This window comes from Nakamurella multipartita DSM 44233 (genome assembly GCF_000024365.1).
Lineage (GTDB): Bacteria > Actinomycetota > Actinomycetes > Mycobacteriales > Nakamurellaceae > Nakamurella > Nakamurella multipartita.
Genome location: NC_013235.1, coordinates 6,033,981 through 6,060,298 on the forward strand (window position 1 = coordinate 6,033,981; position 26,318 = coordinate 6,060,298).

At 71.5% G+C, this 26,318-nt stretch carries 23 protein-coding genes; 11 read left to right on the forward strand and 12 right to left on the reverse strand.

The genetic code is table 11. The annotated features are described in order from the left end of the window. Positions 1–242: 242 nt before the first annotated feature. Together NAMU_RS26745 and NAMU_RS26750 are read left to right on the forward strand one after the other, a co-directional pair. Positions 243–854, forward strand: coding sequence for a DinB family protein (locus tag NAMU_RS26745; RefSeq protein ID WP_015750456.1), 612 nt, complete (start codon positions 243–245; stop codon positions 852–854). Between the two features lie 10 nt (positions 855–864). Beyond that, positions 865–1,338: an SdpI family protein gene (locus NAMU_RS26750; protein WP_015750457.1), complete on the forward strand. Its 474-nt coding sequence runs from the start codon at positions 865–867 to the stop codon at positions 1,336–1,338. Between the two features lie 3 nt (positions 1,339–1,341). Here NAMU_RS26750 and NAMU_RS26755 read toward each other — a convergent pair whose 3' ends face one another. Further along, positions 1,342–1,923, reverse strand: coding sequence for a YqgE/AlgH family protein (locus NAMU_RS26755; RefSeq protein WP_052308098.1), 582 nt, complete (start codon positions 1,921–1,923; stop codon positions 1,342–1,344). 118 nt (positions 1,924–2,041) lie between these two features. Between NAMU_RS26755 and NAMU_RS30200 the strand changes: the two genes are divergently transcribed. Then, positions 2,042–3,421 carry an MFS transporter gene (locus NAMU_RS30200; protein WP_169312561.1) on the forward strand — a complete coding sequence of 460 codons (1,380 nt, stop codon included), beginning with the start codon at positions 2,042–2,044 and terminating at the stop codon, positions 3,419–3,421. A gap of 31 nt (positions 3,422–3,452) precedes the next feature. Here the strand turns inward: NAMU_RS30200 and NAMU_RS26765 are convergent, their stop codons facing one another. Continuing rightward, the gene (locus NAMU_RS26765) at positions 3,453–4,871 is read right to left on the reverse strand and encodes a CCA tRNA nucleotidyltransferase (protein WP_052308260.1); all 1,419 of its coding nucleotides are present in this window, start codon (positions 4,869–4,871) and stop codon (positions 3,453–3,455) included. A gap of 221 nt (positions 4,872–5,092) precedes the next feature. Here NAMU_RS26765 and NAMU_RS26770 point away from each other — a divergent pair, with 221 nt between their 5' ends. From NAMU_RS26770 to NAMU_RS26795, 6 genes are all read left to right on the forward strand, one after another. Continuing rightward, positions 5,093–5,569: an NUDIX hydrolase gene (locus tag NAMU_RS26770; RefSeq protein ID WP_052308099.1), complete on the forward strand. Its 477-nt coding sequence runs from the start codon at positions 5,093–5,095 to the stop codon at positions 5,567–5,569. 37 nt (positions 5,570–5,606) lie between these two features. Then, positions 5,607–8,297: a DUF6049 family protein gene (locus tag NAMU_RS26775; RefSeq protein ID WP_041369502.1), complete on the forward strand. Its 2,691-nt coding sequence runs from the start codon at positions 5,607–5,609 to the stop codon at positions 8,295–8,297. Further along, complete coding sequence (gene murJ, locus NAMU_RS26780; protein WP_015750463.1) at positions 8,294–11,947, forward strand: murein biosynthesis integral membrane protein MurJ; 3,654 nt, start codon at positions 8,294–8,296, stop codon at positions 11,945–11,947. The genes NAMU_RS26775 and murJ overlap by 4 nt, the downstream gene beginning before the upstream one ends. A 147-nt stretch (positions 11,948–12,094) precedes the next feature. Further along, complete coding sequence (gene trxB / locus NAMU_RS26785; RefSeq protein ID WP_041371763.1) at positions 12,095–13,162, forward strand: thioredoxin-disulfide reductase; 1,068 nt, start codon at positions 12,095–12,097, stop codon at positions 13,160–13,162. Between the two features lie 70 nt (positions 13,163–13,232). Next, on the forward strand, positions 13,233–13,556 hold the full coding sequence (gene trxA / locus NAMU_RS26790; RefSeq protein ID WP_015750465.1) for a thioredoxin: 324 nt from the start codon (positions 13,233–13,235) through the stop codon (positions 13,554–13,556). Between the two features lie 280 nt (positions 13,557–13,836). Then, positions 13,837–14,988, forward strand: coding sequence for an N-acetylmuramoyl-L-alanine amidase (locus NAMU_RS26795; RefSeq protein WP_015750466.1), 1,152 nt, complete (start codon positions 13,837–13,839; stop codon positions 14,986–14,988). On the opposite strand, the gene NAMU_RS26800 is transcribed toward NAMU_RS26795, so the two are convergent. After that, complete coding sequence (locus NAMU_RS26800; protein WP_015750467.1) at positions 14,936–15,745, reverse strand: GNAT family N-acetyltransferase; 810 nt, start codon at positions 15,743–15,745, stop codon at positions 14,936–14,938. The genes NAMU_RS26795 and NAMU_RS26800 overlap by 53 nt on opposite strands. 243 nt (positions 15,746–15,988) lie before the next feature. On the opposite strand from NAMU_RS26800, the gene NAMU_RS26805 reads away from it, so the two are divergent. Together NAMU_RS26805 and NAMU_RS26810 are read left to right on the forward strand one after the other, a co-directional pair. After that, complete coding sequence (locus NAMU_RS26805; protein WP_015750468.1) at positions 15,989–17,329, forward strand: aminotransferase-like domain-containing protein; 1,341 nt, start codon at positions 15,989–15,991, stop codon at positions 17,327–17,329. Between the two features lie 72 nt (positions 17,330–17,401). Beyond that, a complete protein-coding gene (locus tag NAMU_RS26810) occupies positions 17,402–18,349 on the forward strand; it encodes a D-alanine--D-alanine ligase family protein (protein WP_015750469.1) in 948 nt (315 codons plus the stop codon). 85 nt (positions 18,350–18,434) lie between these two features. Here NAMU_RS26810 and NAMU_RS26815 read toward each other — a convergent pair whose 3' ends face one another. The 9 genes from NAMU_RS26815 to rpmH form a co-directional block, all read right to left on the reverse strand. Further along, positions 18,435–19,568, reverse strand: coding sequence for a ParB/RepB/Spo0J family partition protein (locus NAMU_RS26815; protein WP_015750470.1), 1,134 nt, complete (start codon positions 19,566–19,568; stop codon positions 18,435–18,437). 40 nt (positions 19,569–19,608) lie between these two features. Further along, a complete protein-coding gene (locus NAMU_RS26820; RefSeq protein WP_052308262.1) occupies positions 19,609–20,496 on the reverse strand; it encodes a ParA family protein in 888 nt (295 codons plus the stop codon). Positions 20,497–20,928: 432 nt separating this feature from the next. Beyond that, positions 20,929–22,227 (reverse strand): aspartate aminotransferase family protein, encoded by a 1,299-nt coding sequence (locus tag NAMU_RS26825; RefSeq protein WP_041371766.1) that lies wholly within the window; start codon positions 22,225–22,227, stop codon positions 20,929–20,931. A gap of 169 nt (positions 22,228–22,396) precedes the next feature. Continuing rightward, entirely contained in the window at positions 22,397–23,197 is an 801-nt protein-coding gene (rsmG, locus tag NAMU_RS26830) for a 16S rRNA (guanine(527)-N(7))-methyltransferase RsmG (protein ID WP_217180676.1), read from the reverse strand. A gap of 49 nt (positions 23,198–23,246) precedes the next feature. Beyond that, positions 23,247–23,810 (reverse strand): Jag family protein, encoded by a 564-nt coding sequence (locus tag NAMU_RS26835; RefSeq protein ID WP_015750474.1) that lies wholly within the window; start codon positions 23,808–23,810, stop codon positions 23,247–23,249. 120 nt (positions 23,811–23,930) lie between these two features. Further along, the gene (gene yidC / locus NAMU_RS26840) at positions 23,931–25,088 is read right to left on the reverse strand and encodes a membrane protein insertase YidC (protein WP_015750475.1); all 1,158 of its coding nucleotides are present in this window, start codon (positions 25,086–25,088) and stop codon (positions 23,931–23,933) included. After that, positions 25,085–25,519 (reverse strand): membrane protein insertion efficiency factor YidD, encoded by a 435-nt coding sequence (gene yidD / locus NAMU_RS28770; protein WP_015750476.1) that lies wholly within the window; start codon positions 25,517–25,519, stop codon positions 25,085–25,087. The genes yidC and yidD overlap by 4 nt, the downstream gene beginning before the upstream one ends. Further along, positions 25,516–25,908: a ribonuclease P protein component gene (gene rnpA / locus NAMU_RS26850; protein WP_015750477.1), complete on the reverse strand. Its 393-nt coding sequence runs from the start codon at positions 25,906–25,908 to the stop codon at positions 25,516–25,518. Before rnpA ends, yidD begins: the two co-directional genes overlap by 4 nt. A 23-nt stretch (positions 25,909–25,931) precedes the next feature. After that, the gene (rpmH, locus tag NAMU_RS28775; RefSeq protein ID WP_010849920.1) at positions 25,932–26,069 is read right to left on the reverse strand and encodes a 50S ribosomal protein L34; all 138 of its coding nucleotides are present in this window, start codon (positions 26,067–26,069) and stop codon (positions 25,932–25,934) included. Positions 26,070–26,318: the final 249 nt, after the last annotated feature.

Below are 26,318 nucleotides of genomic sequence, written 5' to 3' on the forward strand. Positions count from 1 at the left end.
CAGATCGGGCCACTGATCGCACAAAAAATCCCCCCTGAAGAACAGGAGGGATCGCCGCGTCCGGTCGGATCGCCCGGGTGGGCGGCCGATCAGCGCGGCCGGCGAAGGAGCAAGGACACCGCCATGGGCCGGAGTCTACCCCGATCGGGCCCGTCCTCGACCGGTCCGCCGGCTCGCGAACCGGCCGACTGTCGGGGTGGCGTGGTACCCAGGACCGGACTCCGAACGACAGGGGGACGCCCATGAACGGCCTCGATTGGACCGGCCAGCTCGCCGCGCAGCTGACCTGGCACTGGACGGCTCAGGCCCGTCCGCGCTTGGACGGGTTGACCGACGCGGAGTACTTCTTCGAACCGGTCGCCGGCTGCTGGAACGTGCGTGTCGCCGGTTCCGCCGGGGTGGCGCCGCACTACGGCAGCGGGCCGATGCGGATCGAGTTCGAATCCGATCCGCCGGATCCGGCCCCCGTGACCACGATCGCCTGGCGGCTGGGCCACCTGATCGTCGGCGTCTTCGGCGATCGGAACGCCCGGTACTTCGGCGGCCCGCCGATGGACTACCTGTCCTACGCGTACCCGGCCACCGCCGAGGGGGCCCTGGCCGCCCTGGACGACGGCTACGACCGGTGGATCGCCGGGGTCAATGCCCTGTCGGCGGACGAGCTGGCCGTGAACTGTCGGGAACCCGGCTTCGAGTCCGAGTCGATGGCGGCGCTGGTCCTGCACATTCATCGGGAGGCGATCCACCACCTGGCCGAGATCGCCCTGCTGCGCGATCTGTGGGCCCACGGTCTGCGCCGGCCCGGCCGCCCCGGCGCGGTGGACGGGGCGCCCGGACGAACGATCGCCCAATAGGATGGCGGCTGTGCCGACTGCCTCTCTCGCGCTGACCCTGCCTCTGGCCGCCGTGCTGCTCGTCGTGGCCGGGTTGGCCGGCTCGATGGGGCTGCGGGCCCGGTCCGGGTCGCTGACCCGGGACGGCCGGATGGGGGTGCGCACCCCGGCCAGCCTGGCCAGCGACGAGTCGTTCGGGGTGGCCAACCGGATCGCCGCCCCGGTCGCGTTGGGTGCGGCCGTCATCGCCGCCGTGCTGGCCGTGCTGCTGCTGGTCCTGCCGTTGTCCGCGGCCGCCGCCCTGATCTGTTTCGTGGTCGGCCTGGCCGCCGCGTTCGCCCTGCTGGTGACGGCCGGGGTGCTCGGCGACCGGGCCGCCCGGCATGTGCCGATCCCGGCCCGCCAGCCCGCCGCCAGCGGCGCCGGCTGCGGGGGGTGTGGGTGCGGCGGGGGCGGCTGCAGCAAGCTGACCCGCAACAGCTCCACCGCCGCCGATCCGGCCTGACGCTCAGTTCCGGGTCAGGTCGCCCGGGTGGTACGCCATCAATGACTGCGGGTACGGCTGCCGGCGCAGCACGCTGAACCACAGGTCCGTGCGCGGACCGGCCAGCACGTCGTCGGGCAGGCCCGGCACGACGTACCAGGAACCTTCGATGATCTCGTCGACCAGCTGCTCGGCGTCCCAGCCGGCCCGGCCGGCATAGATGCGGATACCGCGCAGCGACTGGGTCACCGTCGCCGGATCGCCGTCCAGATCGACCAGGACGACCGGGCCGGTCACCCCGACCACGCCCTGCACCTCCCGGGGGTTGGTGCCGATGCGGCACACCCCCAGGCACATCGCCGCCGACGTCTGCACCGGACCACCGGCGAAGACGGCGTGCGGTCGGGCGGTGTGCGAGGCCCAGCCGGGCAGCACGTTCTGCACCGCGGTCTCGCTCGGGCGGTTCAGGATGACCCCGACGGTGCCGTCGACACTGTGCGCGACCAGGTAGACCACGGTGCGCCGGAAATGCGGATCGCGCAGACCCGGGGTGGCCACCAGCAGCATCCCGGCCCGCAGCGACTCGATCTCCCTCATCGTCGCCATTCTCCGATCCCGGCTGCATCCGCGCGCACCGAACGAGGGTGAGTCGTGGCCCTCTTCCGGCCAGTGGCTCACCCGGGCGAGGTGGGAAAGATCGCCGGTTCGCGCGTACCGTTCCAGCGTGAGCGCAGGACCGCCGGCCTCGGAGCAGGGTTCGGCCAGCCGACCCTCGGTGCGGGGGTTGCTGCACCTGTTGCGGGTGCGGGCGCTGCGTCGGCTGGTCTACGTCCGGGTGCTCTGCGCGTTCGGCGACGGGGCGTTCCAGGGTGCGCTGGCCGTGCTGGTCCTGTTCAGCCCGGAGCGGCAGACCAACCCGGCCGACATCGCGCTGGGTTTCGTCGTGCTGCTGCTGCCGTACTCGGTGGTCGGGCCGTTCGCCGGGGCGCTGCTGGACCGCTGGTCCCGACGCCGCGTCATCGTCTGGGCCAACCTGATCCGCTGCGCCCTGGTCGGGATCGTCGCCCTGCAGATCGCCGCCGATCTGCCCAACATCGTGCTGTTCGTGACCGCGCTGCTGATCATGGGCGTCGGCCGGTTCGTCGGCTCGGGCCTGTCGGCCTCGATGCCGCACACCGTCGCCAAGGACTCGCTGGTCGGGGCCAACGCCCTGGCCACGACGTCGGGTGCGATCGCCACCGCGATCGGCGGCGGGTACGCGATCGCCCTGCGCGGGCTGCTCGGTGAGTCCTCGGGCCGGATCGCCATCATCACCGCCACCGTGCTGCTGTTCTACCTGGCCGCCGCGTTGATCGCGACGCGGTTCCGGTTGATGGAGCTGGGTCCGGACGAGACCGACGAGCCCGCGCAGACCATGCGGGCAGTGCTGCAGGGCTTCGCCAGCGGGCTGCACCACGTGATCGCCCGGCCGACCGTCGGGCTGGCCGTCCTGGTGGTGATGGCCGTCCGCTTCTGCTTCGGCCTGTGCACCATGGTCGTGCTGCTGCTGTTCCAGAAGCACTTCACCGAGGGCATGTGGGTGCTGCGGCCGGGTCCGACCGGGATCGCCGAGGTGCTCGCCGTCGGCGCCCTCGGGGTGTTCGGCGGTGCCGTCGTCACCGCCCCGGTGGTCCGGCGGCTGGGCCGCACCCGGTGGCTGGTCATCCTGCTCACCGCGGTCTCGATCATCGTGCTGGCCTTCGGTGGGCTGTTCACCATCTGGTCGACCCTGGTGACGACCTTTGCCGTGGGCTTCGCGTACCAGTCCAGCAAGGTCTGCATGGACTCGGTGGTCCAGGCCGACTCCGACGACGCCTTCGTCGGCCGGGTGTTCGCGCTCTACGACACCGCCAACAACCTGTCGTACGTGCTGGCCTTCTGTCTGGGCGTGTTGATCGTCCCGCCGCAGGGCAACGGGCTGGGCGCGGTCATCCTGGTCGCCGCCGTCTTCCTGGCCACCGGGTGGGGCTACGGCTGGGCGATGCTGCGGTTGACCCGGCGGCCCGGGCGGCCGGTCACCGTGCTCGCGCACTCCGAGTCCGCCCCGCCCGACCGGACCGAGTGACGCGAGCCGGCGAGATCGGGCGAGGGGTGGGTCAGCCGATCAGGCCCTCGTCCCTGGCCCACTGCATCAGGGCGGCCTCGGCGGTCTCGCGGTCCAGCGGCCCCCGCTCCAGGCGGAGCTCCTTGAGGTAGGCCCAGGCCTTGCCGACGATCGGCCCTGGCGGCACGCCGAGCAGTTCCATGATCGCGTTGCCGTCCAGGTCCGGCCGGACGCGGGCGAGGTCCTCCGCGGCGGCGATCTGGGCGATCCGCTCCTCCAGCGAGTCGTAGGAGCGTTGCAGCGCGGCCCGCCGGCCCGGGTTGCGGGTGGTGCAGTCGGCCCGCACCAGCTTGTGCAGGCGGGGCAGCAGCTCGCCGGCGTCGGTGACGTACCGCCGGACCGCGGAGTCGGTCCAGGCCCCGGTGCCGTAGCCGTGGAACCGCAGGTGCAGGAACGTGAGCATGGCGACGTCGTCGATCAGCGCCTTGGGCATACGCAGCGCCCGCAGGCGTTTGCGGGCCAGCTTGGCCCCGACGACCTCATGGTGGTGGAAGCTGACCCCGGCCCCCGGCTCAAACCGGCGAGTGGCCGGCTTGCCGATGTCGTGCATCAGCGCGGCCAGGCGCAGCGTCAGATCCGGTCCGTCGGCCTCCTGGGCGATGGCCTGGTCGAGCACGGTCAGGGTGTGCTCGTAGACGTCCTTGTGCTGCAGGTGCTCGTCGCGTTCCAGGCGCAACGCCGGCAGCTCGGGCAGGATCCGATCGGCCAGGCCGGTGTCGGTCAGCAGTCGCAGGCCCTCCCGCGGGTGCTCGCCCATGATCAGCTTCACCAGCTCGGCGCCCACCCGTTCGGGGGTGATGCGGTCGATCTCGCCGGCCATCGCGGTCATCGCGGCCACCACCCGCGGCGCGGGGTGGAATCCCAGCTGGGAGACGAAACGAGCCGCCCGCAGCATCCGCAACGGGTCGTCCCGGAACGACTGCTCGGGGGTGCCCGGGGTGTCCAGCACCCGCTCGGCCAGCTGGGTGAGCCCGTGGAACGGGTCGGTGAAGGTGTGCCCGGGCACCGACACGGCCATCGCGTTGACCGCGAAGTCGCGCCGCAGCAGGTCGCCCTCCAGGGTGTCGCCGAAGGTCACCTCGGGGTTGCGGGTCTCGCCGTCGTACAGGTCGGAGCGGAAGGTGGTGATCTCCACCCGGAACCCGGCCTTGGCCAGGCCGACGGTGCCGAATTCGATGCCGGTCTGCCAGATGCTCTCGGCCCACCCCTTGACCAGACGGAGCACCTGCTCGGGCCGGGCGTCGGTGGTGAAGTCCAGGTCGTCCTCGAGCCGGCCGAGCAGGGCGTCCCGGACCGATCCGCCGACCAGGAACAGCTGGTGGCCGGCCGCCGCGAAAACGGTCCCGAGCTCGTCGGCCACCGGCGCAATGCGCAGCAGGTCGGCCACCGCCGCTCGCTGCAGTTCGGACAGACGGGCGGATCGCCGGGGCAACCCGGCACCGGGCTGACCGGCAGGCGACGAACTGGACACGACCAGCCACTCTATCGACGTACGCGGGGCCGACCGACCACCCAACGGGGACCGGTGCGCCACCGGACGGCCGCGCCGACGCCCCCGACCAGGTGTTGCGGACGTGTTGCCGACGTCGTTGACAACACGGTCGCCGGGGTGCGTCGCACTACCATCGGCGCATGCCTCCAGCCCGTCGACGCGTGCCGGGGCCGCCCCGACCTCGCCGACCGGCCGACGAGACGTCCGCGGGCGGCCTGGTCGTGCGCACCCAGGACGGGGCCGCGGCCGCCGCGCTGATCGGGCGTCTGGACCGTCGGGGACGCCTGCGGTGGTCCCTGCCCAAGGGCCATGTGGAGGCCGGCGAGACCCACGAGCAGGCCGCCATCCGGGAGGTCGAGGAGGAGACCGGGATCAGCGGGCGGATCACCGCGCGGCTGGGCAGCGTCGACTACACCTTCGTCGCCCAGGGCCGGCGGATCCACAAGCGGGTGCACCACTACCTGATGGAGGCGGTCGGCGGGGAACTCTCGGACGCGGACATCGAGGTGACCGAGGTCGCGTGGGTGCCGCTGGCGGACCTGTCCAGCCGGCTGGCCTACGCCGGTGAGCGGCGCCTGGTCCGGCGGGCGGTCGAACTCCTGGCGGACACGGCATGAGCACCGACCCGCGAGCGACCGAAGAACGCTGTCCGGCGTGATCTCCCGGAGCGACCGGCAACGGAGCCGGCGGCCCAGGATCGGCGCCCGGCCCCGGACGGCCGCGGTGGTGTTCACCTTCCTGGCAGCCGTCGTCGGCACCCTGCTGGGTACCGCGCTGACCACGGCCGGGCCGGCGGCCGCGGCACCGGCCGCGCCGCCCTGGCCGGCCGGCCTGACCGCCGCGCACCTGACCGCCGCCCACCTGACCGCTCCGGACACCGACTATTCGACCCGGCTGACCTTCGCCGTGTCCAGCATCGACCCGACGGTGGTCACCGCCGGTGGCCCGGCCACGCTGACCATCACCGGCACCATGACCAACTCCGGGCCGGAGGATCTGGTCGACCTGTCGTACCGGATCCAGCGGGGCGAGGCGCTGCGCTCGACGGCCGCCGTGCACGACGAGATCGCCACTCCGTCCGAGCCGGTGGCCCGGGTGCCGTCCGGGTTCGAGCCCATCGCCGGGTCGCTGGCCCCCGGCGCGTCCGCCCCGTTCGCCTTCACCGCGGCACTGACCGGCGCGGACGGCCTGGACATCCGGCAGCCCGGGGTCTACCCGGTGATGGTGAACGTCAACGGCGCGGTGGTGCTGGCCAACGGCCCGCTGGAGGCGCGTATCGGCGAGCTGCACCTGCTGCTGACGGTGCTCGGCGTGCCCGGTTCCACCGCCCCGACCCCGACCGGGACGCCGACCCCGTTCAACTTCGTCTGGCCGATGGTCGACGTCCCGCATCTGGGCGTCGACGGGGTCTTCCTCAACGACGACCTGCTGACCGCCATCTCGCCGGGCGGCCGGCTGGCCACCCTGCTGGACTCGCTCACTGGGCCGACCATGTCGACCCTGCCGGCCGGGGCGCTCACCGTCGTCCTGGACCCGCAGCTGCTCGACGAGCTCAACCGGATGACCGGTCCCTATCGTGTCGTCGCACCGCCCGGGGCCAGCCAGCCGCCCCTCTCGGCGATCGACCAGGCCGCGGCCGCCGCCACCAGCACCGCCCCGCCGGCCGCGACGGGCTCGACCGCGCCGAGCACGAATCCGTCCGGTGACCCCGGCGACGCCGGCGCCCTGGACATTCCCGGGACGGTGGCCGGAACCGGTCAGCAGGTTGCCGCGTCCTACCTGACGAGGCTGCGCGCCGTGGCCCAGACCCACCCCGTGGTGCTGCTGCCGTACGGCGATCCCGACGTGGTCGCCCTGGTCCGCGCCGGCATGACCGGCGAGGTGACCGCGGCCCAGGAACACGGACGGGAGGTGGCACGGCAGGTGTGGGGTGATCTGGCCAGCGTGTCCGCCGGCGACCCGACCAGCACGACCGCCTTCCCCATCGACGGCGCGTCCGACGGCGCGACGCTGTCCACCCTGATGGCCGGCGGGGCCCGCACCGGCCTGCTCTCCCAGCCCTCCGTCGAGGTCCCCGCCGACGCCGGAGGCCGGCCCGCCTCGGCCGCCGTCATCGCCACCGACCAGGACGGGCCGGGACTGCCCACGGTCGTGGCCCAGACCGACGTCCTCGGCGGGCTGGACAAGTTGATCACCGACCACCAGCCGACCGGGTGGGCGACCAAGGTCAACGCGCTGACCGCGCTGCTGGCCCAGCAGCGCGCCGACGGCACCGCCACCCCGGCCGTGTTCGCGCCCACCCGCCGCTGGTCACCGGACAGCGCGGCCCTGGGCGGATTGGGACAGCTGCTCGGCGAGCTCACCCGCAGCTCGATGATCGTCGGCGCCCCGCTGGCCACCCTCACCCAGGGCGCGCAGCAGACCGGCACCACCGACTACCCGACGGCCGCCCGCGACCGGGAACTCTCGCCGCAGTACCTGCAGCGAATCGCCACCGACCGGGCCGACTTGGCTGCCCTGCGCACCGCCCTGACCTCGGTCAGCCAGCCGGCCGATCCGGCCACCGTCCTCGACCCGTTGGACGCGGCGCTGGACGCGGCCGCCTCGACGGCCTTCCGGACCGACCCGACAGTGGGCGAGGCGAACCTGGCCACCGTGGAGTCGACGGTGCAGGGGATCCGCTCGGGCGTGCAGATCGCCACCTCCTCGACCAACTACACCCTGGCCTCCTCCAGCTCGCCGCTGGTGCTGACGGTGCAGAACAGCACCGCCTACGACGTGCCGGTCACGGTCCAGCTCACCGGTGGGGAAATGGTCGGCCTGACCACCACCGACCAACCGGTGCAGATCATCCCGGCCGGCCGGTCCCAGCAGGTCAAGATCCCCACCGAGGTCACCCGCTCCGGCCAGTTCCAGGTGACCGCGACCTTGGTCGGCCCGGACGGCCTGACCTGGGGCGATCCGGTCCAGCTGTCCGTGCAATCGAGCGCGTACGGCGCACTGACCGTGATCCTGATGGCCGTCGCCGGCGGCGTGCTGGTGGTCATGGTCGCGCTGCGCATCCGGCAGCGGCTGCGCGGGCGCCGGGCCCGGATCGCCGCCGCCGCGCAGGGCACCGCCGGTCCCGCCGGCCCGGGTTCTGCCGACGCCGGCGGCGACGGACACCAAGACCAACCGGGCGACCGGCGCGGGGACCGACCGCAGGAGCGGCACAGCGACCGGTTGGTCGCCGAGTCCGTGCCGTCTCCCGGGCCGTCTCCCGTTCCGACTCCCGGGCCGACCCCCACCCCGCCCGCCAAGGCCACCCATCAGCGATCAGACCAGCGACAGGACTTCCGTTCGTGACGACCCCCGAGGCCCCCGGCCGCGACGAGCTGGTCCGGGCGTCCGATCACCCGTCGGACCAGCACCCCGATCAGCGGACCGATCGGTACGACGGTCCGGCCGAGACCGGCCGCCCGCACGACGACGTCGCCGGGATGAAGACCGCCCGGACCGCCGGCGTGGTCCGGGCCGGTGCGGTGATGGCGTTGGCCACCCTGGTCAGCCGGGCGACCGGTTTCCTGGCCAAGGTGGTGATCCTGGCCTTCCTGGGCTTCGGCCTGGTCAACGACGCCTACACGATCGCCAACACCCTGCCCAACATCATCTTCGAGCTGCTGATCGGCGGCGTGCTGACCTCGGTGGCCATCCCGCTGCTGTCCCGGGCCCGGGCCGATCGGGACGGCGGCGAGGGTTACACGCAGCGGTTGATGACCATGGCGATCGTCGGACTGATCGGCGCCACCGGTCTGTCCATGGCCGCCGCACCCCTGCTGACCAGGCTGTATCTGTCCGGCAGCGAGTTCGTCGACCACGATCTGGCCAACGGGCTGGCCCTGCTGCTGCTGCCGCAGATCTTCTTCTACGGGATCGCCGCGCTGTTCGGCGCGATCCTGAACACCAAGGAGAAGTTCGGCGTGCCGGCCTGGGCGCCGGTGGCCAACAACCTGGTCGTCATCGGTGTCGGCATCGCCCTGCTGATGACGACGAGCGACCCGCAGAACGTCGCCGACGTCAACGGCGCGCTGACCGGCCTGACCCGCCAGCAGTTCCTGATCCTGGGGCTGGGCACCACCGCCGGCATCGTGCTGCAGGCCGTGGTGATGATCCCGTCGCTGCTGCGCGGCGGGTTCCGCTTCCGCTGGCGGTGGGGCGGTGACCGGCGGTTGCTGGAGGCCGGGCAGCTGATGCTGTGGGCGGTGGCCTACGTGCTCATCTCGCAGGCCGGCTACATCGTCATCACTCGGGTCGCGTCGGCCAACCTCCAGGGCGGTGTCTCGCTCTACGCGTTCGCCTCGCTGCTGTTCCAGCTGCCCTACGGCATCATCGGCGTCTCCATCCTGACCGCGATCATGCCGCGGATGAGCCGGCACGCCGCGGCCGGGCAGTACGAGCAGATGAAGGACGACGCCTCCCTGGGCAACCGGCTCTCCATCGTCGCCCTGGTCCCGGTCGCCGCCGGCATGATCGTGCTGGCGATCCCGCTGGCCATCGTGGCCTCGCTGTACGGCAAGGTCTCGCTCGGCGACGTCGCCATGCTGTCGGCCACCCTGACCGCGCTGGCCCTTGGCCTGGTGCCGTTCGCGGTCACGCTGATGCAGATGCGGGTCTTCTACGCGATGAAGGATGCGCGGACCCCGGCCCTGATCAACCTGGTGATGGTGGCGGTACGGATCCCTCTGCTGATCGCCTGCACCACCTTCGCCCCGAGCCTGGTGGTTCCGGGGATGGCGTTGGGCACCACGGTGTCCTACCTGGTCGGCGCGATCGTCGGCGAGATCTGGTTGCGACGCCGCTACGGGGCGATGGGCACCCGGCGGACCCTGATCACCCTGGCCAAGATGGTGCTGGCCAGCGCGGTCGGCGCGGTCGTCGCCTTCGGCGTGGGCCGGTTGGTCGTCACCGGTGCGGTGGACACCCTCGGGGAGGCGCTGCTGCAGACCCTCGTCGGGGCGTCGGTCGGGCTGCTGGTGATCGCCGGTCTGGCGCTGGCCCTTCGGGTCGAGGAACTCGACCCGATCCGGCGGCGGCTGCTGGGCCGCTTGCCCGCCCGCTGGCGACCGGGTCCGCCGGCCGCTCGAACGCAGAAATCATCCGGATCGGTCAACCCCGATGCGCCTTCGCGCGTCCACGATGGCGGGCATGGCACGCTCGTGGAGAGTCACCGGTCCTCCGGTGACCCGTCCGCGGACGTCACCCTCCCCACAGTGCCCGGACCGTCGTCGATCAGCAGGGAGCAGGTGTCCGAACCGGTGTCCGACAACCGCAGCGGTGGCTCCGCCGCCCAGCAGACCCCGACCGCCGACGATCCGGAGGCGACCACCGAGGTCCATCTGGACGAGGTGAACCGTCCGGCGGACGCCGACGACGCGTCGTCGACCAGCACCCTGGAGAGCACCACCAACGGCAGCCCGACCGCGGCCCCCCACGGCAGCCCGGACAGCGCCGCCACCCAGGCGATCGGCGCGGCCGAGTCGCCGCTGAACCCGGGCATGATGGTCGGCGGCCGGTACCGGCTGGTCAGCCTGGTCGCCTCCGACGGCAACGGGCACTGGTTCTGGCGGGCCAAGGACACGGTGCTGCCGCGGGACATGGCGGTCACGATCCTGCCCGACACCACCGGCACCTCGGCCACCGTGGCCCGCACGCTGCGGGCCGGCCGGCTGCACCACGTCGGACTGCCGCAGACCCTGGACGTGGGCACCGACCACGGTCAGTCCTACGTGGTCGGGCAGTGGGTGGACGGGGCCACGCTGACCGATCTGGTCTCCGGCGGGCCGCTGGAACCCGACGTCGCCACCTCGGTGACCGCGAAGCTGTCCGAGGCCGTCGCCGAGGCGCACCGCAACGGTGTGTCGCTGGGCGCCATCCATCCCTCGCTGGTCCGGGTCAACTTCGACGGGCAGGTCCGCCTGTCCCACGTCATCGCGCATGCCTCGGCCACCCCGGACCAGGACATCCGGGCCATCGGCGGGCTGCTGTACCTGACCCTGACCGGCACCTGGCCGCTCAACGACCCGACCGCCGGCACCGGGGTGCCGCTGCCGGCCGCACCGACCCGGCTGGGCCGCGAGATCCCGGCCGACGAGGTCGTGCCGACCGTGCCCGAGGCCCTGTCGGCGTTGGCTGGCCGGGCCCTGCATCCCGAAGAACCGGACGGCATCCACGCCGTCGGCGCCATTGCGGCCCTGCTGCGCAGCCCGGAGACGACCGCCGGCGTCGCCGACGCCCCCGCGCCGGCCGAGGCCCGGCCACTGTCCGCCGCCGACCGCCGGCTGATCCGCGAGCGGCGGGCCAAGCTGAGCCTGGCCGGTGTCGTGCTCGCCGTCTTCGCCGTGCTGATCATGATCGCGCTCGGTGGGCTGGTGAACCAGTTCACCGCCTCGATCCAGAACAGCGCGCCGGAAGAACTCCCGATGATCGACGCGGGGGCCACCACCACGGCGCCGGCGGCCGAAGCCGCGCCGACCACGACGGCGGCGCCCTCGACCAACGCGGCCGCGGCCGGACCCGTGCCGATCGTGGGCGGGGCGGTCTACGACCCCGAGGGCGACGGCACCCCGGACTACAAGGACTACGTGGACCGGGCGTTCGACGGCAACGACGCCTCGTTCTGGCTGACCTGGGTCTACAAGCAGCAGCTGCCGACCCTCAAGTCCGGCGTCGGGCTGGTCGTCGAACTCGACCATGAGGTCACCCCGGCCCAGGTCACGGTCAAGAGCGCGACCGAGGGCACGGGCATCGAGGTGCGCAGCGCCACGTCGCTGACGCCCGGACCGCTGGCCGCCAACCCCGTCCTGGGCACCGGGACCGTCTCCGGCGGGGTCGCCACCATCGACCTGACCAATGCGCCCAAGTCCAAGTACCTGATCGTCTACGTCACCAAGCTGGGCACGACGCCGGACAAGCAGTTCCAGTCGAAGATCAACGAGATCAACGTCACCGGGAGCTGACCCACCCCGCCGGCGCCGGGAATATCCGGCTCCGGGCGTTGTTGAGCAGACTGAATCAAGGGCCCGGCCGGCCGCCGCTCTATCATCGTGCACGTCTGCGCGCGAGCCGGACCGGCGTGAGGAGATCTCGTGAATCAGTTCGTGTCCATTCCGGCACCCAGCGGCGACCCGGTCGCCGCCTCGGCCGACGAGCACATCCATGACGTGATCGTCGTGGGTTCCGGCCCGGCTGGTTACACCGCGGCCATCTACCTGGCCCGCGCCGAGCTGGCCCCGCTGGTCTTCGAGGGCTACACCTACGGCGGCGCCCTGATGAACACCACCGAGGTGGAGAACTTCCCCGGCTTCCCGGCCGGCATCATCGGCCCGGAGCTGATGGCCCAGATCCGCGAGCAGGCCGAGCGCTTCGGCGCCGACCTGCGCACCGTGGACGTCGAGCAGGTCGACCTCACCGGTCCGGTCAAGTCGGTCACCGTCGACGGCGTGGTGCACCGGGCCCGGGCGATCGTGCTGGCCACCGGCTCGGCGGCTCGTTACATCGGCCTGCCCGACGAGCAGCGGCTGCTCGGGCGCGGCGTCTCGGCCTGTGCCACCTGTGACGGCTTCTTCTTCCGCGACCAGGACATCCTGGTGGTCGGCGGCGGTGACTCGGCGATGGAGGAGGCCACCTTCCTGACCCGCTTCGCCCGCTCGGTGACGATCGTGCACCGGCGGGAGGAGTTCCGGGCCAGCGCCATCATGCTCGACCGGGCCCGGCAGGATCCCAAGATCTCCTGGCGGACCAACGCCGCGGTCACCGCGCTGCACGGCGAGACCAGCCTGACCGGCGTCACCCTGACCGACACCCGCACCGGCGAGCAGACGGAGCTGGCCGCCACCGGGATGTTCGTGGCGATCGGGCACGATCCTCGGTCCGAGCTGTTCCGCGATCAGGTCAGCACCGATCCCGAGGGCTACGTGCTGACCGGCCACCACGTGTCGGCCATCGCCTCCACCGGCACCAGCATCGAAGGCGTCTTCGCCTGCGGTGACCTGGTCGATCACACCTATCGGCAGGCGATCACCGCGGCCGGTTCGGGTTGTGCGGCCGCCCTGGACGCCCAGCACTACCTGGCCTCGCACCCGGCGCCGGCCGGCGACCTGGACGCCCACCGCACCACCGATCCGATGCCCGACGAACCCCGGGCCGCCTTCGAGGACGCGCTGAGCGTCTGACCCAGGCTCGCCCGGGTTCACCCCAGTACTCCCGATCCCCATCCGCAGCACCCACGAGAAAAGAGGCCCCATGGCCACCGTCAAGGTCACCGACGACAGCTTCACCACCGACGTCCTGCAGTCCGACAAGCCCGTCATCGTCGATTTCTGGGCCGAGTGGTGCGGACCGTGCCGCATGGTCGCGCCGATCCTGGAAGAGATCGCGACCAAGCACGAGGGCAAGGTCACCGTCGCCAAGCTGGACATCGACGCGAACCCGCAGATCGCCCAGCAGTACCAGATCCTGTCCATCCCCACGATGCTGGTCTTCCAGGGGGGCAAGCCGGTCAAGCAGGTCGTGGGCGCCAAGCCCAAGGCCGCGCTGCTGGCCGAGTTCGCCGACATCCTGGCCTGACCCACCACGCTGCGTCCGGACGCCGCCGCCGACCGTTTGACCTGGTCGGCGGCGGCGTCCGCGTGTGAGCGGGACGTCTCGGGGACGTGATGTCCGGCAATGCCGGGCATCCGCCCGGATCGGGGGCACAATGATGGACGGCGCGGGCGGGTTCGCCCGCCATGTGAGGTGAATACGGGGTCGGTGTGAACCCCCTGACGGCTGATGCGTCAGTCATAGGGGTGGCGACGACACCCGATGGTGGGCGCTCCGGCCCGCCCGACGAGACTGAGGGAGAGCGATGCTGCTGCGGCGCGGTGATCGAGGGCCGGCAGTGGCCGACCTACGGGATGCACTGGCAAGTCTGCAGCTGCTGCCCTCCCTGAACGGCGTGGATCGCGGATCGGTCGAGTTCGACACGACGGTGGACCGCGCGATCCGCGACTTCCAGCAGCGGCGTGGACTGATCGCCGACGGGATCGTCGGTCCGGTGACCGCGCGTTCGCTGACCGACGCCCGCTGGACGCTGGGCGACCGGGCGCTGTCCTACACCCTGTCGGCGCCGATGACCGGCGACGACGTGATGGCGCTGCAGACCCGGCTGTCCGAGATGGGTTACAACACCGGCCGGCCGGACGGCATCTTCGGGCCGCTGACCGATCTGTCGGTCCGCGACTTCCAGCGCCATCGCGGCCTGGCCGACGACGGGGTATTCGGTCCCCAGACCTACAAGGAGCTCAACCGCATCGGCCGCATGGTCACCGGGGGTCGCCCGCAGTACCTGCGCGAGTACCAGCTGGTCCGCCAGGCCGGCCCCCGGCTGCACGGCAAGCGGATCGTCATCGATCCGGCGCACGGCGCCGACGACCCGGGCTGGTGCAGCGGCGAGGCCCGCAGCGCCGACCTGACCTTCGACATCGCGCAGCGACTGCGCTCGCGGATGGTCACCGCCGGCATGGCCGTCACCCTGACCCGCGGGGCCCATCAGAACCCCAGCCAGGAGGAGCGGGCCGCCTTCGCCAACGACATCGGCGCGGACCTGCTGCTGAGCCTGCACATCGACGGCTCGCCCTCGCCGCATGCGTGCGGGATCGCGACCTTCCACTTCGGCACCGACTCCGGCGCCACCTCCACCGTGGGCGAGACGCTGGCCGGTCTGGTCCAGCGCGAGCTGGTCGCCCGGACCCGGTTCGCCGACTGTCGCGTCCACCACCGGCCCTGGGACATCCTGCGGCTGACCCGGATGCCGGCGATCCAGGTGGAGATGGGCTATCTGTCCAACCCGGTGGAGCGGGACCGGCTGCTGTCCTCCGATTTCCGCAACCAGCTGGCCGACGGCATCCTGGTCGCGGTCAAGCGGCTGTACCTGGACGGCCGGGACGACCCGCAGACCGGGACCTTCACCTTCTCCGATCTGCTGGCCCACGAGCGGCGCATCCGCGACTCGGCCTGATCTCGCACCCGGCCGGTCCGGTCTCGTCCCGGTTGCTGCCGGCGCCGACGAGTTCGCGCACGGCCGGCGGCGGCGAGGCCGGCACGGTCAGGCTGGCGAACAGCTCCTCCAGGGCGGCCTCGACTTCGGCCTTCCAGCCGATGTCGCGACCCAGTTCCAGTCGCAGCCGCGGGTAGCGGTGGTGCGGGGCCACCTCGACGAAGCCGACCGCCCGGGCGAAGCCGGCCGGCAGCACGCAGCCCGGGATGTCCGCATCGTCGGCCGCGTGCTCGGCCCACCGATCCGCCGGCCGGTCGGACAGGTTCTCGGCCCGGTCGTCGCCGGCCGCCGGATCGTCCTCACGACCGAATAACTCGATCGCCCGGACCCCGCGTCGGGTCAGCGTGCCGACGACGCCCTCGAACAGGAAACGGGCCAGGCCCTGCTGCCGGTAGGCCGGCTCGATCCGAGCGGTGGTCAGCAGCACCGCGTCGGGGGACACCGGCGCGGTCGGAAAGGCCGCGGCCCCGGGCACCGCGGTGGGGGGCGCGTACAGGGCGAAACCCACCGGTTCCTCGTCCACCGTGACGATCTGCCCGGCCGAGCCCCAGGTCAGCATCACCCCGGAGAGCCAGACCTCCTTCTCGAACTCGGCCTCGCCCGAGTCGGCGGCCAGCCGGGCCGCCGGCGCCTCCAGTTCCCAGGCGACGCAGCGACGGCAGCGCCCCGGAATCAACCCGATGGTCGACATCGACAGTGGCACCAGCGCTCGCGTCACACCGCTCCCTGTTGAGGTCTGGGCCCACCGTCGATCGTCGACGCGTGCGGGCGCCGGCCCCTGCCCGCACGGGGACCGACCAGACCAGAATATGTCGACTGGACCGGCCGACGATCCCGGGCCGTGGGGCGGCGGCCTCTACCATGAGTGCATCCTTGGTCCCACCACGGCCGCAGGCGTTCGGCAGCAGCCGGCGGTGGCGCATCGAGCCGGGACCTGCGAGCCGACCGACGAGGTGATGGCGTGAATGCAGGGACGGCCGGCGGCCGCACCCAGCCGGTCCATCGGAGCGCCGCCACGGGCACCAGCCTGGATCAGCACATCGACCGGTACGCCCAGCGCACCACCGGGATGCGGGCGTCGGCGATCCGGGCCCTGTTCGCGGTGGCCAACCGGCCCGAGGTGGTCTCGCTGGCCGGCGGCATGCCGTTCCTGCGGTCGCTGCCGTTGGAGGCGCTGGCCGTGGAGGCCTCCGAGCTGGTCGTACAGGACGGGCTGACCGCCCTGCAGTACGGCTCCGGGCAGGGCGTGCCCGAACTGCGCGAGCAGATCTGCCAGGTGATGGCCCTGGAGGGGATCACCGCGCACCCCGACGACGTGATGGTCACCGTCGGCTCGCAGATGGCGCTGGACCTGACCACCCGCATCTTCATCGATCCCGGCGACGTGATCCTGGCCGAGGCGCCGTCCTACGTCGGCGCCCTGGGCACGTTCCAGTCCTATCAGGCCCAGGTGGTGCACGTCGCCATGGACGACGACGGCCTGATCCCCGAGGCCCTGGTCGCCGCGATCGACAGCTGCCGGGCCAGCGGCCGCCGGATCAAGCTGCTGTACACGATTCCGAACTTTCATAATCCGGCCGGCGTCACCCTCTCCGACGCCCGGCGGGCCCGGATCGCCGAGATCTGCCGGGTCGCCGACATCGCCATCCTGGAGGACAACCCGTACGGGTTGCTCGGGTTCGACGACCGGCTGCGCCGCGCGATCCGGGCCGACGACGCCGACAACGTGATCTACCTGGGTTCGTTCTCCAAGACCTTCGCCCCCGGCCTGCGGGTCGGCTGGGTACTGGCCCCGCACGCCGTCCGCGAGAAGCTGGTGCTGGCCAACGAATCGGCCACGCTGAATCCGCCGGTGTTCAACCAGATGCTCATCTCCCGGTACCTGAGCGGCTTCGACTGGCGCGGTCAGATCAAGGCCTACCAGCAGACCTACGCCGAGCGGCGGGACACCATGCTGGCCGCCCTGGCCGAGATGATGCCCGAGGGCACCACCTGGACCACCCCGGACGGCGGCTTCTACGTGTGGGTCACCCTGCCGCCCGGGTTCGACACGGCCGCCATGCTGCCCCGGGCGGTCACCGCGCGAGTCGCCTACGTGCCCGGAACCGCCTTCTACGCCGACGGTCTGGGCACCCGGCAGCTGCGGCTGTCGTACTGTTTCCCCACGCCGGAACGGATCACCGAGGGTGTGCGCCGGTTGGCCGGCGTCATCGCCAGCGAGCTGGACGTCATGCAGACCTTCGGCACCAGCGCGGCCCGGCCGATCTCCGGCCCGTCCTCCCCGTCGCCCGACACCGCCTGATCCCGTGCCCGATTGCTCCCCGAACAGTCCCCGGAACGTCGACCGACCAAGCACGGCAAGGAGTGTGAACGAATGACCCGACACGTGGTGGTGCTGGCCGGTGGGCTGTCCCACGAACGGGACGTGTCGCTGCGGTCCGGCTCCCGGCTGCAGGATGCGCTGCACGGGCGCGGGCTGGAGGTCACCCCGCGCGATACCGACGGCGAGCTGATCGACTGGCTCACCGGGCAGCGCCCGGACGCGGCGATCGTCGCGCTGCACGGCAGCCGCGGCGAGAACGGGGCCATCCAGAGCATTCTGGAGATGATCGGGATCCCCTACGTGGGGACCACGTCGACCAACTGCCGCCTGTCCTACGAGAAGAACATCGCCAAGAACCTGATGCGGCGCCACGGATTCGCCACGCCGGCCTGGGTATCGTTGTCGCACAGTACTTTTCGCGATCTCGGGGCGCAGACACTGATGGGTCTGCTGGTCGGCCACCTGGGCCTGCCGCTGATGGTCAAGCCCCAGCACGGGGGTTCGGCGCTGGGCGCCACGCCGGTCCGCACCGCCGACGAGTTGCCCGCCGCGCTGGTCGGCGCGTTCGCCTACGGGGAGATCGCGGTGGTCGAACAGTTCATCGAGGGGACCGAACTGGCCATCACGGTGGTCGACCGACGGGACGGCCCCCAGGCTCTCCCGGCGGTCGAGATCGCCCCCCACAGTGGGGTTTTCGATTACGAGTCGCGGTACACCGCCGGCCTGACCACCTACTACACGCCGGCCCGGCTGGACGAGGCCGTGGCCACCGCGGCGGCCGAGCTGGCCATCGGAGCGCACCGCACCCTGGGGTTGCGGGATGTGTCCCGGACGGACGCGATCGCCGGCGCCGACGGTGCCGTGCACTTCCTGGAGGTGAACGTCTCGCCCGGCCTGACCGAGACGTCGCTGCTGCCGATGGCGGTCGAGGCCGCCGGCGGTTCCCTCGGCGAGCTGTACGCGGGCCTGGTGGAGCGAGCGGTCGCCCGCGGCGCCTGAGCGCCTGCGGACTCCCTGGTCCGGGCGTCGAAAAAGGAAGGGGGGTACCGGCTTGGCCGGTACCCCCCTTTTTCGGCGTGGTGCTCTATCCGGCGGCGCGTTCGGAGGCCGAGGCCGCGTCGATGGCCGAGGGAGCCATCACCGTGATCAACCGGCGCAGATCCTCCTGGGTGGCGAACTCCACCACGATCCGTCCCTTGGTCCGACCGATCTCCAGCCGGACACGGGTGTCGAACGCGTCGGACAGGGCGCCGGCCAGGTTCTCCAGTCCGGGGATGACCCGCTTGGGGGCGGTGACCCGGCGACGGGAGGTGGTCCGCCCCAGCAGCAGGGTGACGGCCTCCTCCGTGCCCCGCACCGACAGACCCTCAGCGACGATGCGAGCCGCGAGCTGTTCCTGATCGTCGGGGTCGGGCAGCGACAGCAGGGCCCGCGCGTGCCCGGCCGACAGCACGCCGGCGGCCACCCGCCGCTGCACCGGGATCGGCAGCTTGAGCAACCGGATGGTGTTGGAGATGACGGGGCGGCTACGGCCCAGCCGGGAGGCGAGCTCCTCCTGGGTGACGTCGAACTCTTGGAGCAGCTGCTGGTAGGCCGCGGCCTCTTCCAACGGGTTCAGGTTGGCCCGATGGATGTTCTCCAGCAACGCATCTCGCAACATCTCGGCGTCCTGCGTACGCCGGACGATGGCCGGGATGGTGGGCAGTCCGGCGCGCTGCGCGGCCTGCCAGCGCCGCTCGCCCATGACCAGCTCGTAACTCCCCGGTTCCAGTTCCCGGACGACGATCGGCTGGAGCAGGCCGAACTCGCGGATGGAATGGGTGAGCTCGGCCAGCGCGTCCTCGTCGAACACGGTCCGCGGGTTGCGGGCGTTGCGCTGGATCCGCTCGACCCGGATCTCCGCGTATCGCGGTCCGCCCGGAGTAGCTCGCACGGTCGGCGGCGTGGTTGAGCGTTCAACATCCGGCGCAGTGTCCGGACGGGCCGCCGCGGTGGTGTCGTGCTCGCCGTCGCTCGCCTCGCTCGGGCCGGAAGCCAGGACACTGTCAGCCTTTTCGGTGGCCGGCTCGGCCGACGGCGGTACCAGGGCGAGCGGCGGCGCCTCCCGCTTGGCCGGCGTGCCGTTGATCAGAACGTCGGTCACCGTCGTGGTGGTGGGTCCGGTCGGGATCAGTGCGGCCAGGCCGCGTCCCAGACCGCCTCGGGCCTTGCCGGTCATTCGGTCACCTCGTCGTTCCGGTCCGCTCGCTCGTTCACCGTCATGCCAACTCCCTCGTGCCTCGTTCAGCGATCTCCCGAGCCGCGTCCAGGTAGCTCATCGCGCCACGGGAACCCGGGTCGTAGGTCATCACCGACTGCCCGAACCCCGGCGCCTCGGAGACCTTGACCGACCGCGGGATCGTCGTGCGCAGCACGATGTCCCCGAAGTGGTTGCGGACCTCGTTCGCCACCTGGTCGGCCAGTTTGGTGCGTCCGTCGTACATCGTGAGCAGGATCGTGGAGACGATCAGCTCCCGGTTCAGGTGCTCCTGGACCATGCCGATGTTACGGAGAAGCTGGCCGAGACCCTCCAGCGCGTAGTACTCGCACTGGATCGGGATGAGCACCTCGTCCACGGCGGCCATCGCGTTCACCGTGAGCAGGCCCAGCGACGGCGGGCAGTCGACCAGGATGTAGTCGTAGTAGGTGTCGATCGCTTCGATCGCCTTCTTGAGGCGGGTTTCGCGTTCGGGCATCGACACCAGCTCGATCTCGGCCCCGGCCAGGTCGATGGTGGCCGGGATACAGCCCAGCCGGGGTGCGTCCGGGCTGGTCTGGATGGCCTCGGCCGGGGTGATCTCGCCCAGCAGCACGTCATAGACCGACGGGGTGCCGGATTTGCGTTCCACCCCGAGCGCGGTGGAGGCGTTGCCCTGCGGGTCCAGGTCGATGACCAGGACATGCAATCCGGCCAATGCCAGCGCGACCCCGATGTTGACGGTGGTGGTGGTCTTGCCCACCCCGCCCTTCTGGTTGGCCACCGAGAACACTCGGCGATGCCGCGGCCGCGGCATGGTCAGCTCACCCGACCTGATTTCCATGGCGGCCAATGACGCCCTGGCCAGTGGCGTGTCCTCGTCGGGGTCGATCCCGACGGCCGGCGCCATGTCGACGTCGATGCTCACGCTGTCGCCTCCTCGTCCGCGTCGCCCGGTCGGGCACCGTTGTTCAGGTGTCACCGGGTCGTTCCGCACGCTACGGGGCGCACTCGCTCCCGCCCGGACACCACGCCGGGGGGGCGTGGAACACGCGGATTTCGCGTTCGTCGATCGCCGTTTCACGTGGAACGAGCTCGGTCGGCGACCAGGGCGCCGTCGTCCAGGCCGGTTTCACGTGGAACCGTGTGGTTTCCGCCAGCCCGGGCCGCGTCTCGTCGGCTCGTTGTTTCACGTGGAACGCGACCGGAGCAGGCGTATCAACCACCGCGCCGGGTCCGGCCCGACCCCGGCGCCCTCGGCCACCAGACGCCAGCGGCCGGCCGTTTCACGTGGAACGGCCGGCCGCTGGTCGACGGCAACGACGCCGGGAATCAGCGCCGGCTAGAAGTCTCCGCGCCGGACGCAGTCCGCCAGCGCTTGATCGAGGATCTCGCAGCCCAGCGCGATCTCATCCGGCGTACAGGTCAGCGGGGGTGCGATGCGGAAGGTTCCGCCGAGCCCGGGCAACTGGACGACGTTCATGTGCAGGCCGAGCTCCAGGCAGCGTCGGGTGACCTGGGCGCCGAGCCGATCGGCGCCCAGCTTGGTCTGCCGATCGAGCACGAGCTCAACACCTTGTAGCAGGCCACGGCCGCGGACGTCACCGACCACCTCGTGCCGGTCCTGGATGGCCAGCAACCCGTCCCGCAGTTGACCGCCCAACGCGCCCGCGCGCTCGGCCAGTTGGTCCCGCTGCAGCACGTCCAGCACGGTCAGGCCGACCGCCGCGACCAGGGGGTCGGAGACATGGGTGGTGTAGAACAGGTAGCCCCGCTCGTGCGCCTGCTCCTCGATCTCGGCCGAGGTGATGGTCGCGGCCAGCGGCAGTCCCGCGCCCAGCGTTTTGGACAGGGTCAGGATGTCCGGGACCACCCCGTCCCGTTCGAACGCGTACCAGCTGCCGGTGCGGCACAGCCCGGTCTGCGCCTCGTCCAGGATCAGCAGCATGCCGCGCTCGCGACACTTGCGCTGCAGCGCGGCGAAATACCCGACTGGGGGCTCGATCACGCCGCCCGAGGACAGGATCGGCTCGACCAGGCAGGCCGCCAGCGCGCCGACCGACTGCGCATCGATCAGATCGAAGGCGAGGTCCAGTTGCCGCTGCCAATCCAGCTCGCCGCCGGGTCCGGCCCAGTCCGGTCGGTACGGATTCGGGGTCGGCAGGGCGAAGTTGCCCGGGGAGGCGGGGCCGTACCCCTTGCGACCGGAACTGTAGGTGGCGGCCGCCGCGCCCTGGGTCATGCCGTGCCACGAGCCGGCGAAGGAGACGATCTCGTGCCCGCCGGTCACCAACTTGGCCATCCGCACCGCCGCCTCGTTGGACTCCGCGCCGGTCGTCAGCAGCAACACCTTCTCCAGGGGCGCGGGCAGGGTATCGGCCAGGCGGCGGGCCAGGTCGACGACCGGGCGGCTGAGCATCCCGCTGAACAGGTGGTCCAGCCGACCCACCTGGTCCCGGACCGTGGCCACGATCTCGGGATGGGAGTGGCCCAGGATCGCCGACATCTGGCCGGAGGTGAAGTCGAGCAGCCGCCGACCGTCCTCGGTGTAGAGGAAGGCCCCCTCGGCGCGGGCGATGATCTCCGGGGTGAAGGGCGGCCCGTACCGGATCAAGTGCCGATCGGCGTCCGGCCAGAACATCGCCGGGTCACGATCGGCGGGCGGGGAGGATGGACTGATCGGGGAACCGGCGGAGGCCACCCGGGGCTCGGCGGGTGAGGTCGCCATCAGGTCGCTGGACATGGCCAGACGGTACGACGGCGGTCAAGCCCGATGCGGAGCCCCCGGCCCGGACTCCTCGCGAGGCCGTTCAGTGCCCGGTGCGACCACGGGGATTCGTCGGGCGGACCGGCTTGCCACCGGCTCGGCCCCGGTTCGCCCGGCGCGGGCGGATGGGGCGATCGGCGGTGCGCGTGGCGCGGACCACGAAGGCCGGACCCGCCGGGCCGTCGACCCGGACCACGGCCGCGTCGATCAAACCCGCTGACCGGACTTCGTCCGCGTCGCGGACCAGTTCCTCCTCCGCCGAGGACCCCTTCAGGGCGAGGAAGGTCCCGCCCGGACGGACCAGACCCGAGCACCAGCCGGCCAGCCGGCCGAGGGGGGCGACCGCGCGGGACACCACCAGGTCGGCGCCGCCGGCACTCGGCCCGGCATCCTGCGCCCGGCTGCGGACCACCTCGCAGTTGTCCAGCTCCAGCCGATCGATCGCCTCGAGAAGGAACCGCACCCGCCGTTCCAGCGGCTCGACCAGGATCACCTGGACGTCGGGCCGGGCAATGGCCAGGACCAGTCCGGGCAGACCGGCACCACTGCCCACGTCGACCAGCCGCGCGCCGTGGGGGATCAGGTCGGTCAGGGCGGCACAGTTGAGCAAGTGCCGGGTCCAGAGCCGGTCGGTCTCGCGGGGCCCGATCAGCCCGCGGATCACCCCGTCGGTAGCCAGCAGCCGGGCGTAGGCGCGGGCCGTCTGGACCTGGGCGCCGAAGACCTCGACGACAGAGGGCGGCTCAGGCTCGAGGTCGGCCAGATCACCGGCCGGGGACGGGGCCCCCACCGGATCGTCGCCGGCCGACTCGTCGTCGGCCGCGTCGCCCACTGCGGCGCTCACCTGACCCGCCCGGCCGCCGTTGTTAGAACATATGTTCGAATCGTCATGATCAGCCGGTGGGGCTGATCACGACCCGGCGTCGCGGCTCCTCGCCCTCGCTCGAGGACTCCGCCCCGGCGATCCGACCCACCGCGTCGTGCACGATCTTGCGCTCGAACGGGTTCATCGGGGACAGCCGGACGGGCTCGCCGGACGCGACGACCTGCTCGGCCAGGGTGCGGCCCAGCTCGTCCAGCTCGGACCGACGACGGGCCCGGTAACCGGCGATGTCGAGCATCAGTCGGGATCGCTGACCGGTCTCGGCCATCGCCGCCAGCCGGGTCAGTTCCTGCAGCGCGTCCAGCACCTCGCCGTGGTCGCCGACCAGCCGGCTCAGCTCGCCCTCGCCGATGATGGAGACGACCGCGCGCTCGCCCTCGACGTCCAGGTCGATGTCGCCGTCGAAGTCCAGGATGTCCAGCAGCCGTTCCAGGTAGTCTCCGGCGGCGTCGCCCTCGGCGACCAGCAACTCATGTTTGGTCATCGCCGGCTCCTGGCCGACGCCGTCGACGGTCTGCTCGTCGGTCTGCTCGTCGGCCTGGTCGGTGACCAGGGTGGTCGCGTTGTCAGTCATGGTTCTCCCTCTGCTTCACGGTCGTCCCGGTACCCCCGGGATCGGCCGCCCACGCTGGTGATGGGACCGGGCCGTGGGGCGGAACGCACCCACGGCCGGTCATGAACGCCGGCCGCTCGCTCAGCGTTTCTTCTTCGGGCCGCCGCGCGGCTTCGCCCCGGGCGCTGGCTTCGCCCCGGCCGCCTTGTCGCCGGCCGGCTTGGTCATCGACACCCCGTCACCGGCGGCCGGAGTCCCGGATCCCTTCGGCTTGCCGTTCGGGGAGCCGTTCGTGGCTGCCGGACCCGTCCCGTTCGCGCTCGCCTCGCCCGCCGGGTCGGTCAGCTTGGACGGAGTGACCACCGGCCGGTTCGCCGAACCCTTGGGCCGGGCACCCGGCTTGGGCGTGGTGAAGCGGCTGGCTTCCTTGGCTTCTTCCACCACCTGGGCCTGGGCCAGCGCCTTGCGGTCCTGGATGCGGTGGGCGACGTAGAGCTGACCGAAGGTCCACGAGTTGTTGGCCAGCCAGTAGAACAGGATGGCCAGCGGGAAGAACGGACCACCGAAGATCACGAACAGCGGGAACATGTACAGCATCAGCTTGTTCATGATCGCCGTCTGCGGGTTGGCCGCGGCGTCGACGTTCATCTGCGCCTGGCGAGCCACCGAGCGACGGCTGGTCATGTGGGTGGCGATGCCGGCCAGGATGGTCAGCGGCACCCCCCACCAGATGATGGCCTCCCGCACGCCGTCCATGAAGGCCAGCTGGTCGGCCTGCATCGTCATGTAGCCGACCAACGGGGCACCGCCGGGCAGCTTCGCGCCGCCCATGGAGACCACGTCGGCGTGGTTGAAGAAGTAGACGTTCTCGCGGTAGAACCAGACGCTCGGTCCGCCCGGACCGTCGTTGACCGGCTGGAACATGCGCAGCACGTGGAACAGACCGATGAAGACGGGCGCCTGGATCAACGCCGGCAGGCAGGACGCCAGGGGGTTGACCCCGGCCTCCTTGTTCAGCTTCATCATCTCTTCGGACAACCGCTGCTTGTCGTCCTTGTACTTCTCGCGCAGCTGCTTCATCCGCGGCTGGATCGCCTGCATCTTGAGCTGCGATTCCATCTGCTTCATGAACGGCTTGAACAGGATCGCCCGCAGCGTGAAGATCAGGAAGATCACGCTGAGCACCCAGGTGATCGCCTGGTCGGGGCCGAGAACGGCGCCGAAGATCTTGTGCCAGACCCACATGATCCCGGACACCGGGTAGTAGATGTAGTCCAGGGACCAGAAGTTGAATGTCACGCGGCAAATCTCCTGATCGTTGTGTCCGCACCCCGCGACGGCGGCGCGCTGGACAAGTCTGCCCGATTGCGGGGAGTGGGCGGGTCGGACGGATCGTCGGTGAGCGGGGCCGGCTCGGGATCGACCGGCCGATCGGCCTCGAGGTCCTGCTCGCTGGTGGAACTCCCGGCCGAGTCGCCGCGTTCCCGGCGCAGCCCGGTCGCCGGGACGTGATCGATTCCGCCCTCGCTCCACGGGTTGCACCGCAGCAGGCGCCAGATGGTCAAGATGGTCCCGACCACCGCGCCACGGGTGCGCAGCGCGGTGACCGCGTAGGCACTGCAGGTCGGGTAGTACCGGCAGCTGGCCGGCGTATACGGAGTGATGAAGCGCTGGTAGAACCGGATCGGCGCGACCAGCAGCTCGGCCGGCCAGCGCCGGACGGGGATCATCGCCGGACCCCGGCGGGCCGGGCCGCTCCGGGTGCCCGTCGGGCCCGCCGCAATGCCCCGGCCAGCGCCGATGCCAGGTCGACGCCCAGCTCGGCGCTGCTGGCCGCGGCGGCCGCCGGCAACGCCCGCACCACCACGTCGGTCCCCGGCGGCAGCTCCGCCAGCCGCGGGCGCACCAACGCCCGCAGCCGCCGGGTGATCCGATGCCGGACCACCGCGTTGCCGACCTTGCCGGAGACGACAAAACCCACCCGGGGATCCGCAGGCGGTCCCGGGCGGTGTTCGGTCAACAGATGCACCACCAAGCGCGGGGCGGCCGACCGGCTGCCCCGCCGCACCACGGCGGCGAACTGCTCGGAGGTGTGCAGGCGGCTGCCAGCAGGGAGCATGGCGAGTCCGACCTGACCGGATGTCAGGCCGAGAGCTCGGCGCGACCCTTGCGACGACGAGCGGCCAGGATGGCGCGGCCGGCCCTGGTCCGCATGCGCAGCCGGAACCCGTGGGTCTTGGCCCGGCGCCGGTTGTTCGGCTGGAAAGTACGCTTGCTCACGGCTATCTACTCCTACATCCACTGGCTTGCCCACCTGGCTACTGGTGATCGGCGGAGACGGGCCCCGCCGTCCGCGATGAGCGCACGGAAATGCGCTCACACTGAGGGCAGCACGAACCGGCCGGCGATCACCGGTTGACACCAGAGTACGGACAGCCGGGCGCAGGGGTCAAACCGCGCCCGCTCGGCAAGATCGCGACACGCCGTCCGGCCTGTTTGCTTCCCGTTCACTCTTGTGGGAAGCCCGCG

Coding starts and splice junctions, on each gene's coding strand:
- NAMU_RS26825 (WP_041371766.1), bottom strand. CDS start 22,227: ATGTTCTGGCCGGACGCCGATCGGCACTTGATCCGGTACGGGCCGCCC.
- NAMU_RS26795 (WP_015750466.1), top strand. CDS start 13,837: ATGCTGCTGCGGCGCGGTGATCGAGGGCCGGCAGTGGCCGACCTACGG.
- NAMU_RS26810 (WP_015750469.1), top strand. CDS start 17,402: ATGACCCGACACGTGGTGGTGCTGGCCGGTGGGCTGTCCCACGAACGG.
- rnpA (WP_015750477.1), bottom strand. CDS start 25,908: ATGCTCCCTGCTGGCAGCCGCCTGCACACCTCCGAGCAGTTCGCCGCC.
- NAMU_RS26745 (WP_015750456.1), top strand. CDS start 243: ATGAACGGCCTCGATTGGACCGGCCAGCTCGCCGCGCAGCTGACCTGG.
- yidD (WP_015750476.1), bottom strand. CDS start 25,519: ATGATCCCCGTCCGGCGCTGGCCGGCCGAGCTGCTGGTCGCGCCGATC.
- NAMU_RS26755 (WP_052308098.1), bottom strand. CDS start 1,923: ATGGCGACGATGAGGGAGATCGAGTCGCTGCGGGCCGGGATGCTGCTG.
- NAMU_RS26835 (WP_015750474.1), bottom strand. CDS start 23,810: ATGACTGACAACGCGACCACCCTGGTCACCGACCAGGCCGACGAGCAG.
- trxA (WP_015750465.1), top strand. CDS start 13,233: ATGGCCACCGTCAAGGTCACCGACGACAGCTTCACCACCGACGTCCTG.
- NAMU_RS26820 (WP_052308262.1), bottom strand. CDS start 20,496: ATGGCGCCGGCCGTCGGGATCGACCCCGACGAGGACACGCCACTGGCC.
- NAMU_RS26770 (WP_052308099.1), top strand. CDS start 5,093: ATGCCTCCAGCCCGTCGACGCGTGCCGGGGCCGCCCCGACCTCGCCGA.
- NAMU_RS26815 (WP_015750470.1), bottom strand. CDS start 19,568: ATGACCGGCAAGGCCCGAGGCGGTCTGGGACGCGGCCTGGCCGCACTG.